Raw genomic sequence first — 14,573 nt, 5'->3', positions numbered from 1 at the left:
TGGCACGATATGTGCTCTATTCAATATGACCCTTAGGGGTCACCTAGCCAACTGACGTTGTTAGTGAATAAAGTGTTCACAAATAACAGCCAATAGACCTTTTTCTATTGGCTATTTTTTTAACTGTTGGTAATGAACTGCTGACGCAGTTTTTCAATTTGGTCACGCTTTTCGGCAGCCAATTCAAATTCTAGGTTTTGTGCGTGTTTGTACATTAACCCTTCTAGTTTGGCGATCTCTTTTTCCAGTTGTAGCGGCGTGAATATTTCATAAGTTTGCGAGCTTTCTGCCACCTTAGACAAAGGTACTTGTTTGTTCATCCTCTGCTGCTTGGACTTAGTAATATCACCTAATTCCATAATATCTTTGACATTACGTTTCAGCGCCTGAGGTGTTATCCCTTGTTCTTCATTATGTGCTTGCTGCTTTTCACGGCGACGATCGGTCTCATCCATCGCTTTCTTCATTGAGTTAGTAATGCGGTCAGCATAGAGAATCGCTTTGCCTTCAATATTACGTGCCGCACGGCCAATGGTCTGAATTAATGAACGTTCTGAACGTAGAAAACCTTCTTTATCCGCATCAAGAATTGCGACAAGAGAGACTTCAGGCATATCCAAACCTTCACGCAGTAAGTTAATACCCACTAACACATCAAATTCGCCTAGGCGAAGGTCGCGAATAATCTCAACCCGCTCAACAGTATCAATATCTGAGTGCAGATATCTGACCTTAACCCCATGTTCATGAAGATACTCAGTTAAGTCTTCAGCCATGCGTTTAGTCAATGTCGTGATCAGCACACGTTCATCTTTCGCTGAGCGAATGCGGATCTCTGACAACACATCATCCACTTGTGTTGCGACTGGTCGTACTTCCAGCACGGGATCAAGTAGTCCGGTTGGGCGCACCACTTGATCCACAATTTGTCCGGCTGATTTTTCTAGCTCATAGTTGCCCGGGGTAGCAGAAACAAAGATCGTCTGCGGCGCAAGTGATTCGAACTCTTCAAACTTTAATGGACGGTTATCTAAAGCGGAAGGCAACCGGAAACCAAACTCTACTAACGTTTCTTTGCGTGAACGATCGCCTTTGAACATCGCGCCAATTTGCGGCACGGTTACGTGTGATTCGTCGATAATCAATAAACCGTCATGCGGTAGATAGTCAAACAGGGTCGGAGGCGGCTCTCCCTCTTTTCGCCCACTAAGATAACGTGAATAGTTTTCAATACCTGAACAAAAACCGAGCTCATTCATCATTTCAATATCAAATTGAGTACGCTGCGATATGCGCTGCTCTTCGAGTAGTTTATTGTTTTCCAACAGGTAGGCTTGGCGAGTTCGCAGCTCCTCTTTGATGTGCTCTATCGCATCTACAATGCGCTCTCTTGGCGTAACGTAGTGCGTTTTAGGATAGATGGTATAGCGAGGAAGATCTCGCTGAATCATTGCGCCCGTCAATGGGTCAAACAAACTGATGCAATCTACCTCATCATCAAACATTTCAACACGCACGGCCGCATAATCCGATTCCGCGGGAAAGATATCGATCACCTCTCCACGAACTCTAAATTGACCACGTTCAAACGCCATATCGTTACGTGTGTATTGGAGCTCGGCTAAACGGCGGATAATGTCGCGCTGATCCATCACATCACCACGGCGAACATGCAGCATCATTTTCAGATAAGAATCAGGATCACCCAAACCGTAAATCGCCGATACAGAAGCTACAATAATCGCATCTTTACGCTCAAGCAGCGCTTTAGTCGCGGAGAGTCGCATTTGTTCTATGTGTGAGTTAATCGAGGAATCTTTTTCTATAAATGTGTCCGTGGTCGGCACATACGCCTCTGGCTGATAGTAGTCGTAATAAGAGACGAAATACTCAACCGCATTATTGGGGAAAAATGACTTCATCTCACCATACAGCTGGGCTGCGAGCGTTTTATTCGGTGCCAACAAGATAACCGGACGCTGCGCCTTGGCGATCACATTAGCCAAGGTGAATGTTTTCCCTGACCCCGTCACACCCAACAAGGTTTGATGAGCAAGACCTGCATCTAGCCCATCAAACAATTGCTTGATCGCCGTTGGTTGATCGCCTGACGGTTGATAACCCGATACCAATTCAAACGTTTTGCTCATAATGCCGTTGTCCTCTATAACTGAATAGGCATTCTCGCTGTTAGCCATGTTTTGTTGCAAGTAATTGTTCAAAATAGTTGCGTCGTAAATCACCCCTGTTTTGAAAAAATGCTAGTTTCTTCTCCATACGTTTGCTACCATCTTCGGCCTGATTCGTAAAAAACCACTCCTAACTTTCAAAAATAATCCACTTGTTTTCCCCAAAATTTCAAAATGACTCCCTTTTTCTCATCGCCATTCATTTTCATTTCTTATTGATAATTTCAGTTGATAAATCAAAAAATAAAATAAAAAAACATAGTGTTATATAAAAAATAAACTCAACAAATGAGTAGAGTAATAACTCAACATTCATTGATGAAACGAATTGCTCAGGATTCGTCAACACACTTATCCACAATTTTGGTGGATAACTAAACCTAGCCTAATGCCGATAAGGGGTACAGAAAAGTAAAGTATTTTCAGGGAAATATTTTTACTTTTTCTTCGGCTGGAAAGGTTGACACTGAACACCCCAGTCGCTACCATTCGCACCGCTCAAAGCAATTCCCCCTTAGTTCAGTCGGTAGAACGGCGGACTGTTAATCCGTATGTCGCAAGTTCAAGTCTTGCAGGGGGAGCCAAATTCCAGAAAAAAGACGTCCTAGGACGTCTTTTTTTGTATCTAAATCTAGCTATTTCAAGGAATTGTATTCTCTTAACGTCTTTTCCTGACTCGTTAATCAATATAATTGCCCTTCATCCAAAGCAGAAGAAACCCAAACGAGAGGAGCATTCCAATTAATCGTGATCTCATTAAACGACCATGCATTAATGTTATCTCTATAACAGGTTTGGCCAACACACTGCCCCTTCAATGTCGCAGCGACTGGATCACTGTAACTCACTGAGTTGGGTCCACCCACTAGTGCGCCAGGTGCTGGAGCTGGTGACTTTTCATCCGCAGCATGTGCCCAAAAACGGTGATGTGGACTTTTAGCTGCATTGGTGCCGTAACCTGTAATATAAGACAGGTTCATTGGGTTCGCGCCTAGTAAGTAATCCATCGCATTTGCAGCCGCTTTTACATACTTAATATCGCCGGTGAAATCATTCGCATAGATTAAGAAGATAGCTCTGTTTACAAAACTCGAGTTCGATCCCCACGGATACTCTTCTACCGTGTAAGGAATATGATAACCCTCGTTATTAATCTGGCCCACAAAGTTATCAGAGGTTGCGATTAAGTTTTTCCTTGCAACTTTAATTTGATCATCACCCAATCCATTAGGCACAACGGCCAAGCTTATTGTTGCTAAAGGCGCTGTGTACCCCCAGAACATTTCGCCATCTGCTTCAATGTTACCTTTTGGTGTCTCTAGATAATGAGGAGAAGCTTTCAGTGCTTTAAGGTACTTGCTGTCACCAGTGGTGATATAAAGTTCACTTGCAGCCCAGTAGAACTCGTCTGAAAGCTCTTTATCATCATATGGGCCCGACCCTGTGAAGTTATCATAGGCAAGAATATGAGGATTTTTGCTCGCGGCTTCCCAAGCCTCTTGCGCCGCATTCAAACAGTTTTTTGAGAACGCAGGATCAATCTCTTTCCAAATTCGCGCACATTGAGCACCAATTGCTGACAAGTTCAACGTAGCCGCAGTGGTTGGATAACCCACATATCGCTTTTGGGTGTCCATATGAGGTGGCAGTGGCATACCTGTCCAAGCTTCATCAGCAACTTTATGGAAAGCCATCCCTTTTGCGTCAATCTTAGTCAGTTTAAGTGTTTTGTCTTCAGACTGGTCACCAACAGGAACAGCTACAGGTTTGTCACTATGAATCTGCATTGCCAATATAAATTCGATATTCCAACGAGCCTCTGACAACAAAGGATTGACGCCATTTCCAGCTTCTGGAATTTTCACTTTCCCTTCTGCAAAAGGAATTGGTGCGTTATCTAGCCATTTACCTCTTTCAAACAGGTTCAAAAGAGTCCAAGTCGAGATACCGCTGTTAACCGTATACTTACCATGGTCGCCAGCGTCATACCAACCGCCGGTTACATCGACAGAAAAATCACAACCTGGCCACTTATTACCCCAGCTGTCCGTCTTATTAAAACAGGTAACCACATCGCTCATATGCCCGCCGGGACGCGCTAGATCGTCACGCTGTACCAGAGCCGTATCAATCTCAATACCACTACGGTTTTGGTAGAAGTAAGACAATGCATCGTACTTCAACTGATTGTAGATATCTTTGCTAATGCTAAATGGCAAGCTCTCGTCTTCACCGACTTTTACTTTCAAGCCACTCATATCTGATCTGTAGTTCGATAGGTCAATACGGTGAATAAACTCGCCTGATGCCTTATTAAGACCAAAGACTTCCGTTTTACCTAAATCGACATTGATATTGCTGTTGTTTGTTAGCACCCACTTTAAGGGCTCTTTAGATTCATTCGCGACAAATACAAACTTATCTGCTTGAGGAAGGTAACCGACTTGGTTAGCACGAACAGAATTTATCTTCAGCTCTTCAATGTATTTCTCACCGACGACTGAAACATTGCTAACGCATACGGTTCCCTTTTTCTGGGCGCCCATTTGAAACTGGAACTCAGTTTTAGCATCGCTTTCAAAATCATGGCTGAACTTAAACTTATAGCTCTTCTTCTTCAGTGAGACTTTTGTATCATCCACAAAATAGTTGGTATAAGGAGGACCTTCATGTTGAATAAGCGTTCTCATTTGAGTATCAACGGTTGCATAAGCATCAAATGAAACTTCATAATCTGCTTTGTTTGCCAACCCAATCCCGCCCTGTCCTAAAATCACATTCCAAGGGTTCTCTCCTGGACTTCTAATCTCAAGACATGCTTCGCCATTTTTGATTTTTACATCTGCACCAGCATTCCACCAACCATCCATGTTCCCGTTAAATTTGCCGTTCTTAATTTGCTCATTTGCATAAGCAGAACACGATGAAAGAATGAGTATTGTTGCCAATGATAGTTTGAACTTATGCATATTTACTCCTAGACATATAAATTACAACACCATTGAAATTAAGCTATTTTCATGGCTAATAAGTAGATGTCTGAGCACAAAAGAACCGTTCTAAAAACGCCTATTTCTCTCTTCGTGATACTGCTAGCACTTACCTCTAAGGTGATGAATCTGTTTCAAGGAAATCTCATCGATAAATTGACTTGTTTTCTAGCGAATAATTATATCAATCGGAGGTAAACTAACTTTATAGCCTTTACAACATGCTCTTGAGCCCGGCTAACTATCTAGACCTTTGATGTGAACAATATTAGTATGACCGAGTTGTAAGAAAATATAACCACCAAGAACGTTACCAACGTTATATAAGAGGCTATTTTCTCCTTCCGAGATATAAGTTGTCCGGTTTTAACGAAGGTTCATGATTTTTTCAAATTTGAAAAAATCATCTTCATTTGAATCTATCCCATCCTCTATACCATTAACTTCATAATTTTTTTCCGGATGAAATTTATTATAAAACTCCACAATATGAAAGCCACACTTATTGATATAGAAGTTGATGTTCCTTTTTTCAAAATAAGGCGTAACGGTTGTCCAAACCTTAGTTTCTGGATACGCCGCTTCAATGGCTCTCCATGATTTCTGCCCTAAACCTTTGTTATGACTTTCGGGATAAATAAAAAACAGGTCGAGACTGTTATATTGGGTATCCGTATTAATATTCAGCACCACACCACCCACTCTCTCCTCGCCGAGTACGATATGATTTATTACGGCACCCTTGGCGTTAAAAGAGCCAAATATATCTTCATCGGAAGGTATCGGCTCACTGTAAGATGGGCCAAACTGTTCGATTAACGCATTGGTAAAAGTCTGCTGTAACTTAGTTTTAAATTCAGGCAGCTCGTCACTTTTCACTTTAGTGAGTTTTATAATTTCATTTTTCATTTTTAAAATAACGCTCTTGAATACTCATCACGAACACGAAGAAAACAGGTACAAAGTAAATGGCAAGCAATGTAGCGCTAACCATTCCACCGAACACACCTGTTCCGATAGCTCGTTGAGTTTCTGCACTAGCGCCTGAGGCTAGCATCAGTGGTACAACACCAAGACCAAATGCCAGAGAGGTCATCAAGATAGGTCTTAATCGCAACTTCGCAGCTTGAACGGCTGACTGAACCAGCCCGTTGCCTTGCTCTCTTAACTGTTTGGCAAATTCAACAATTAGAATTGCGTTTTTCGCCGAAAGACCAATTACAGTGATCATCCCGACTTTGAAGAAAACGTCGTTTGGCATGTCACGTACGACAATAGCGAGTACCGCTCCTAACAATCCCAAGGGCACGACCAACATCACCGATAAAGGAATAGCCCAACTCTCATAAAGTGCCGCAAGCACTAAGAAAACGACTAGCATCGATAGCGCCATTAGCATCGGTGCTTGTTTTGCTGAGTGAAGCTCTTGTAAAGCCTGTCCTGTCCATGCAATGGTAAAGCCTGATGGAAGTTGCTTCGCCATTTGTTCTATTTCAGCCATCGCTTCCCCGCTAGAAACTCCGGAAGCTGCACTACCAGAAATTCGAACCGCAGGATAACCTTGGAAGCGAATAAACTGCGGCGCAGACTCAGACCAAATAGGCGTCACAATTTCTGATAATGGAACCATACCACCATTAATGTTTCGTACGTGGAGCTTGAGCACATCCTCAATCTGCATCCTTGATGAAGCATCTGCTTGCATAATGACTTGCTGCATTCTGCCTTCATTAGGAAAATCGTTGATGTATAGTGATCCAATCGCAGTTGATAGCGTCTCACTAATACTCGTGAATGAAACACCTAATGCCTCAGCTTTCTGGCGATCAATATCTAAATGAATACTTGTACCAGCAGGAAGCCCATCAGAATAAACATCGCTAAGTGATTTGCTATTTTTCGCCAACTCTAACATCTTCGTCTCAACGACTTTCAATGCCTCGTATCCCTGATTTCCGCGATCTTGCAAGAAAAACGTAATATCAGAGCTGGTTCCTAGCTCTTCAATAGAAGGAGGCAGCATGTGCATAACCGTGCCTTCTTTTACGTCAGCCATCGCCTCCTCAGCAAGTTTTAACTCGCCAAGTGTTGAGGTATCGTTACGTGTTTCCCAATCTTTCAATGTGGTAAAACTTTGCGCGGTATTCGTGCCTGAACCGGAAAAACCAAAACCAATAACCGTCATTGTTGACTCAATCGACGGACGGCTTAACGCATGCTGTTCAAATTTTTTCACAACATCCAACGTACGCACTGTGGTTGCGTCTGCCGGAAGCTGAATATTGGTAATAAAATATCCTTGGTCTTCTTCTGGTAAAAACGATGACGGCAACTGCCTGTACACTAGAACCAAAATTGCGCACAGAAACACAAAGACAAGCATCATTCGTCCTTTGCGATTCACTAACACGTTGACCTGAGATTCATACCGATTGTTCATTCGGTTAAAGCCACGATTAAACCATTTCGCAAATCTTGTTTGCTCGTGGTGATTAGCATTAACCGGCTTTAGCAACGTGGCACAAAGCGCTGGAGTTAGTGTTAGAGCCAAAAATGCTGAGAACAGAATTGATACCGCCATCGATAATGTAAACTGCTTATAAATTGCGCCAACCGAATCACTGGCAAATGCCATCGGGATGAAAACCGCCGTTAGCACAAGTGTGATGCCTATAATGGCGCCAGTAATCTCTTTCATCGCCTTAGATGTCGCTTCTTTCGGAGATAAGCCTTTTTCCGCCATCAATCGTTCCACGTTTTCGACAACGACAATCGCATCATCGACGATAATACCGATCGCCAGAACCATACCAAACATCGTTAACACGTTGATTGAAAAGCCAGTTAACAACATGACGGTGAACGTCCCCAACAAGGCTATCGGTGCAACAATAGCGGGGATCAAGGTGTAACGAATATTCTGTAAAAACAGAAACATAACAAAAAACACCAGCACCATAGCTTCAACTAAGGTATGAATAACCTTATTGATCGAAACTTTAACGAAAGGTGCTGTATTAAATGGAATTGAATAGGTCATCCCAGAAGGTAGACTTTGACTCAACTCCGCCAAACGCTTTTGTACCGCATCTGCAGTTTTAACGGCATTCGCTCCCGGAGTAAGCTGAATAGCCGCAGCCGTCGCTGTTTTACCATTTTCACGATTCAAATAACCATAGGATTGAGAACCGATTTCAACACGCGCAACGTCACTTAGGACGACTTTCGAGCCATTGTTGTTTGCACGAAGAATGATATTAGAGAATTCTTCAACGCTGGTTAACTGGCCTTGAACGGTTAATGGAACCGTTACTCGTTGCCCTAAAACCGTCGGTGCAGCACCGATACTTCCGGGTGCGATTTGTGTATTTTGCGAAGTGATAGCCTGACTAACATCATTCATTGTTAAACCCAATGAATTGAGCTTACTCGGGTCAACCCAGATCCTCATTGCCTTCTCAGCACCAAATGACTGAACACGCCCTACACCTTCAATACGGCGCAATTCATCTACGATGTTGCGAGCCAAATAGTCGTTCAATGCGATTTCATCAAAGCGGTTATCATCAGATTTCAACCCGACAATCATCAAAAAGTTGGATGTAGCAGATTCTACAGACAAGCCGCTTTGACGCACCACCTGCGGTAAACGAGATTCAACCGCTTTCAGTTGGTTTTGAACGTCAACTTGCGCCATATCAGAGTCTGTTCCCGGCTTAAATGTAACCGTAATAGACGCAGAACCGGAGTTGTCAGCAGACGACTCGAAATACATTAAGTTCTTAACGTTCGACAGCTCACCCTCAATAAGACTAAGTACACCATCATTCATTTCCTTCGGACTGGCTCCCGGATACGTCGCCATAATACTGACCGTTGGAGGCGCCACAGACGGGTAACGAGAAATAGGTAACTTCGGAATCGAAATACATCCAAACAAAATAATGAAAAGAGCAATAACCCAAGCAAATACGGGGCGATGAATAAAAAACTGAGACATAAAAAGCCACTCTAACCTTAATCAGTTTGTCGCAGATGTTAAAAGAACCTCAGGTTCTTCCCATTTGCGTTGGTCTACGAGAACGCCGCTCTCAAGCCTTTCCTTGCCCTCGACTACGATATTTTCTCCTTCATGAACGCCCGATTTCACGCGGTACTGACCATCGATCAATTCTCCGAGCTTTACAGGTTTTAAATGTGCATATCCTTCCTGATCAATACTCCAAAGATGAGGAGCACCTGCAAGATGCATAACCGCCTGTTGCGGAACCATTAACGCGTGGTTATAACTCGAATGAAGTACTTTGGTTTTTACGAACATCCCCGGTAATAACCAGCGTTGAGAGTTATCTACGAGCACGCGCAGCAAAACATCGCCAGTGCTTACGTCAATATTGATACCAGAAAACAGGATTTGGCCTTTGACTGGATAAGGGGTGCCGTTACTGCGTAAAATTTTAATTTTTGTTCCAGCAACACCAGGTTCACCATCTGCATTTGCTGTTAAATCTTCACGAATAGCTTCTAATGAAGACGCAGGTCGACGAATATCAACAAAGACTTGATCGACCTGTTGGATACGCGCCATCGGTACTGCATCCGTACTGCTGACTAATGCACCCTCGGTCACCAAGGTTTGCTCTATCAGTCCAGATATCGGTGCGGTCACATTTGCAAACTTCAGATCAAGCATACGACGAGTGAGAGTCGCTTTAGCGACCGCAACATCAGCAACAGCTTGATCTCGGAGCAAAACAACATCGTCATAGTCTTGACGACTGATAGAATCTTTTTTTACCAAAGGTTTTAATCGTAACTCTTTTTCCAGAGCACGTTGATAAGTCACCTGCGCTCTCTGTAAGTTTGCTTTGGCAGTATCAACTTCCGCTTCAAATGGCGCAGGATCAATCTGGAATAACGACTGGCCAGCTTTCACTTCAGCGCCTTGTTTGAACAAGCGATGTTGTACTATCCCAACCACTTGTGGGCGAATCTCTGCAACGCGCACGGCCAACACTCTTCCGGGAAGCTCTTCATAAACATCTAAACGTTGTGGTTGTATTGTTATCGTTGAAACTAAAGGCAAAGACTCTTTTAGTCCGACTTCACTTTCATCTTTATTGGATTGATTACAGCCAACTAAAAAGAAAAGTACCAATATATGTAAGCTACTAGATACACATATATTTATCTTTTTCACTGAGGTATCCTCTGAACAAATCAAAGCGGACTATCCGCTGTCAATAGTTGTTGAGTCTAATACCTGTGTGTGGAGGTCCCGCGGAGTGAATGTGGAGATTTGATGGAGATGAACAATTTGTACGTTGAAGGGCAGAAATTTGCTACAGATTCAGGAACCGGGTCTTATCGTCAGGCGTTAATTCTGATCGCTGAGGATGAATTTGAAATTGTCGATATACTCTCCGCTTATCTAACGCGCAGCAATATGCGTACGATTCACGCTGCAGATGGTCAAAGAACACTAGAACTTCATTCATCCATGAAGCCAGATCTTATACTGCTTGATATCCAGATGCCTAAAATGGATGGATGGAAAGTGTTGTCGGAACTTCGTCAGAAAAGTAACACCCCTGTCATCATGCTTACCGCAATGGACCAAGATTTAGATAAATTGATGGCACTCAGAATCGGAGCTGATGATTACGTCGTTAAGCCGTTTAATCCGGCAGAAGTCGTCGCGAGAGTCCAAGCCGTTCTAAGACGCACCTTAGAAGTTAATCAACCTCACAACAAAAATATACTGCGAGCCGAACCGTTTGAAGTCGATTTAGAGAGTCACGAAATCGCTGTTCATGTGGATGGAGAACGTCATACTCTACTGCTAACCTTAACTGAGTTTAAATTGTTGACTCACTTCATTCGTTCACCCAAGCGAGTGTTTAGCCGAACAGAACTATTAAGTACGTGCCTACCTGAGGGTGACACGCTGGAACGAACGATCGACAGCCACATCAGCAAAATCCGCAAAAAACTTGAAGCCTACGGTATTCAAGGCGTTCCGGCTGGTGTTCGTGGTGTCGGTTACCGTTTTAAGGGCGACCAATGAAATTAAGTGGTTTGAGCCGTCAGATTGCATTCTCAATGATAAAAATCGCAATCGGTTCAGCATTACTTGCCACAATGGGCTCGTTTATTTTTTACTATCTTTGGGATAAATATTGGCCCAATTATATACCGAGTGAAGATGCTCTCACTCCTTCTTGGCCAGAATGGGTTTGGCTCGCACTAACCTGCGTTATTGTCATTCTGCTAGCCGTCAAACTTGCTACTAAGTTATCCCAACGCATTTTGGAACCGCTAAGTGCTGTTGCGCAAGGAATGCGAAAAATCGCTGAAGGCGACTTACATTTCCGCGCTAACGTTGGAGACCGTTCATTAGGTGAAGCCGCTTTATTAGTAGACGATTTCAACCTCTTAGCGGATAAACTTCAACGAATGACAGAAGAGCACGCCTTTTGGAATGCAGCGATCGCCCATGAACTCAGAACCCCGGTGACAATTTTACGGGGCCGATTACAAGGGTTAGCAGAAGGTGTCTTTACTCCAGATAAAAACCAGTTCACTAAACTATTAGTACAAATTGAAGGGTTATCTCGATTAATAGAAGATCTGCGTGTTATTAGCTTAATGAATAGTGATGAATTAAGAATAAATAGAAAAGAAACCAACTTAGCGACAGAAATAAAATTACTTACTGATTTGTCGGTAAATATGCTGAATGAAGCAAATCAGCATGTAGAACTTAATGTAACCACAAAATCTGTCTTTTGTGACCCAACCAGAATAAGACAAGCTTTGTTGGCTATACTGGAAAATGCGAGTAAATATGCTCTTCCGGGTGCAATAACTATCTCTACTCAGCTTAAAGATGGCTTTTGCCATTTAAGTGTGGAAGATTCTGGCCCGGGAGTTTCACCTGATTTAATTCCGCATATTTTTACAGCATTTCGCAGCGCTAAGGACACCCCAAAAAGTGGCAGCGGATTAGGATTGGCTGTTGTTGCTGCTATTGCCACAGCACATGAAGGAAGCGTTAGTTGTCGTATAAGCAATAAAGGCGGAACGATTATTGAACTCTATTGGCCAACTTAATCAAAATCACGAGAACGATTAAATCCACCATAAGCCTAAGTATTCATTAATTTTTCACATCAAAGCGATTCAATAACAAAATGGAGAGACCGGTTCGTCACACATGAATCAATAACGTCGAAAGCCTATATACAGGGTGATCAGAACCATATTTACATATTGACAATTGTACAAATGTTTCACACTATCGGAAATAATTAATGATAATAGTTATCATTACGTCGTAATGTTTATGCGGATAGTGCCCATGAAATCTCTACATAATGTGATGAACGCTTCATCAATCACTCCTTTACCCAATCTCTACCTTCTAGACAAATCATCAGAAACCGATAATCAACGATCAATGACCGTTCACCAACACCGCCAAGACATTCAAAATATCTTGGCGGGTCGTGACTCAAGGATGTTGGTGATTATTGGGCCATGTTCAATCCACGACCCTGAGGCTGCAATTGACTATGCACAACGACTCGCAAAGGCACAAAAACAGTTCAGCAGCACTCTCAAGTTGGTGATGAGAACTTATTTTGAAAAACCGAGAACGCGGACTGGCTGGAAAGGATACATGGTTGACCCTGATCTCAACGGTCAATTTAACTTACTCAAAGGGCTCAGCTCTAGCCGTGAATTACTCAAGTCAGTCCTAGCGCTGGGTGTACCAACAGCGACTGAGTTTTTAGATACGCATATCGCTCCGTATATCGCGGACCTTATTTGTTGGGGTGCGGTTGGCGCAAGAACCACAGAATCACAACCGCATCGCCAACTCGCGTCGGCATTGCACTGCCCTATTGGTTTTAAAAATGGTACTGACGGCAATACGACAATTGCAATCGATGCGATTCATGCCGCTAACGATTCACATCTGTTGATTATGGCGGGTGAGAATGGACAACCGGTTGCGGTGCAAACTCAAGGTAATCCATATTGCCATATTATTTTACGTGGTGGTGTCACGCCAAACTATGCAAGTCACAGTGTTAAAAGTGCGGCTTATCAATTACACCATAGCCAACTCAGTAGTAGGCTAGTGGTTGACTGCAGCCACGGCAATAGTGGAAAAATCGCTAAGAATCAATTGGATGTAATAGACAACATAGCCCAGCAACTGCTGTCTGGAGAGCGCCACATTGCGGGGGTAATGTGCGAAAGCTTTTTGCAAGGCGGTAGCCAAGCTTTGGATAAAGGCCCGCTCTGCTACGGCCAATCCATCACTGATGAGTGCTTAAGTTGGGAGGATACAATGTGCTTTTTAAATACGCTCGATGATGCGGTCGCAACACTTCAACAGCAGCAATATTGTCAGCCCGCTCCAGTGTAAACGACCACTAAGGTGAAGCTCCTACTTGCTTCACCTTGCCTACCGTCAGCGGCCTTCACCTAATTATCGAGCGTAGCGCCGCCATCCACTCTCAAATCATGCATGGTGATTTGACTTGCTGCATTGGACATCAAAAACATAACAACCCCAGCAATGTCTTCGGGCTCCGCCATTTTGCCAAGGGGTATCCCCAAACGGTACTGTTCAAGATTACCTTTTATCACTTCTCTTTCACCATATTCGCTGTTCCATAACTGCGTTTGCATTTCGGTGCGTGTTGAGCCTGGGCTAACGATATTGCATCGAATTCCATCGTTTGCAAGCTCAAGAGCTGCGCACTTGACCAACATATGCAAAGCCGATTTAGATGCCGCATATGCTCCAATATTGAGCCGAGGCGTATTCGCTGAATTAGAGCCAATCACAATAACATTGCCACGCTGGCGCACTTTCATTCCTATCGCAACCCCTTGCAAAGCGGCTAAGGTGCCAAACGTATTGACATCAAACATCGCTTTGATCTCTGACATCGATAATTCAGTTATTGAACCAAGGTGCAATATGCCAGCGCAGCTGATGAAATGATCAAACTGATAGCGCTCATTCAGTTCTTGTACCCTTTTTTTTACGTCGTCATGATGCTGTAAATCAAGCTCATAGCAATGAAGCTGCTCGGTATAGCGCTCGTTCAAACTCGCTAATTGCTGAGTTAATTGGTGGTGATTTCTATCCGTCGCTACAACTCGATAACCGCTCGCCAGTAAAGATTCCAATACCGCATAACCAATCCCCTGTCCGGCTCCAGTCAATAAAACCGTTTCGTCTAATTTCATCATTTTCCTAACTTTACTCCGTTAAATCCACACTAAACCATAGCCATAACTGAATCTCAGCCTTAGTTAATAACATTAATTATCATTTGTTATTGATAATTATTATCATATATAATCTGCGTAC

9 protein-coding genes and 1 tRNA gene are annotated in these 14,573 nt (G+C 43.1%); 4 read left to right on the top strand and 6 right to left on the bottom strand.

The window, feature by feature from the left end:
• Window positions 1-119 precede the first annotated feature (119 nt).
• A complete protein-coding gene (gene uvrB / locus AACT42_RS03215) occupies window positions 120-2,150 on the bottom strand; it encodes an excinuclease ABC subunit UvrB (protein ID WP_041769234.1) in 2,031 nt (676 codons plus the stop codon).
• A 547-nt stretch (window positions 2,151-2,697) separates the two neighbouring features.
• Between uvrB and AACT42_RS03210 the strand changes: the two genes are divergently transcribed.
• Window positions 2,698-2,773, top strand: a tRNA-Asn gene (locus AACT42_RS03210).
• Window positions 2,774-2,872: 99 nt separating this feature from the next.
• Here AACT42_RS03210 and AACT42_RS03205 read toward each other — a convergent pair.
• The 4 genes from AACT42_RS03205 to AACT42_RS03190 all read right to left on the bottom strand — a co-directional run bounded on the left by AACT42_RS03205 (window position 2,873) and on the right by AACT42_RS03190 (window position 10,379).
• A complete protein-coding gene (locus tag AACT42_RS03205) occupies window positions 2,873-5,158 on the bottom strand; it encodes a glycoside hydrolase family 9 protein (protein WP_094131583.1) in 2,286 nt (761 codons plus the stop codon).
• Between the two features lie 387 nt (window positions 5,159-5,545).
• Entirely contained in the window at window positions 5,546-6,088 is a 543-nt protein-coding gene (locus tag AACT42_RS03200; RefSeq protein WP_094131584.1) for a GNAT family N-acetyltransferase, read from the bottom strand.
• Window positions 6,078-9,179 carry an efflux RND transporter permease subunit gene (locus AACT42_RS03195; RefSeq protein ID WP_094131585.1) on the bottom strand — a complete coding sequence of 1,034 codons (3,102 nt, stop codon included), beginning with the start codon at window positions 9,177-9,179 and terminating at the stop codon, window positions 6,078-6,080. Before AACT42_RS03195 ends, AACT42_RS03200 begins: the two co-directional genes overlap by 11 nt.
• A gap of 21 nt (window positions 9,180-9,200) precedes the next feature.
• On the bottom strand, window positions 9,201-10,379 hold the full coding sequence (locus AACT42_RS03190; protein WP_254918402.1) for an efflux RND transporter periplasmic adaptor subunit: 1,179 nt from the start codon (window positions 10,377-10,379) through the stop codon (window positions 9,201-9,203).
• Window positions 10,380-10,481: 102 nt separating this feature from the next.
• Here AACT42_RS03190 and AACT42_RS03185 point away from each other — a divergent pair, with 102 nt between their 5' ends.
• From AACT42_RS03185 to AACT42_RS03175, 3 genes are all read left to right on the top strand, one after another.
• Complete coding sequence (locus AACT42_RS03185; RefSeq protein ID WP_094131587.1) at window positions 10,482-11,246, top strand: response regulator; 765 nt, start codon at window positions 10,482-10,484, stop codon at window positions 11,244-11,246.
• Window positions 11,243-12,292: an ATP-binding protein gene (locus AACT42_RS03180; protein WP_094131588.1), complete on the top strand. Its 1,050-nt coding sequence runs from the start codon at window positions 11,243-11,245 to the stop codon at window positions 12,290-12,292. Before AACT42_RS03185 ends, AACT42_RS03180 begins: the two co-directional genes overlap by 4 nt.
• Before the next feature lie 247 nt (window positions 12,293-12,539).
• Window positions 12,540-13,616 (top strand): 3-deoxy-7-phosphoheptulonate synthase, encoded by a 1,077-nt coding sequence (locus tag AACT42_RS03175; protein ID WP_094131589.1) that lies wholly within the window; start codon window positions 12,540-12,542, stop codon window positions 13,614-13,616.
• 59 nt (window positions 13,617-13,675) lie between these two features.
• Here AACT42_RS03175 and AACT42_RS03170 read toward each other — a convergent pair whose 3' ends face one another.
• Window positions 13,676-14,452 carry a 2,3-dihydro-2,3-dihydroxybenzoate dehydrogenase gene (locus tag AACT42_RS03170; protein ID WP_017045627.1) on the bottom strand — a complete coding sequence of 259 codons (777 nt, stop codon included), beginning with the start codon at window positions 14,450-14,452 and terminating at the stop codon, window positions 13,676-13,678.
• Window positions 14,453-14,573: the final 121 nt, after the last annotated feature.

It is taken from the genome of Vibrio sp. V15_P4S5T153, assembly GCF_963874485.1.
Lineage (GTDB): Bacteria > Pseudomonadota > Gammaproteobacteria > Enterobacterales > Vibrionaceae > Vibrio > Vibrio anguillarum.
This window is presented reverse-complemented; position numbering and strand designations above follow the sequence as displayed.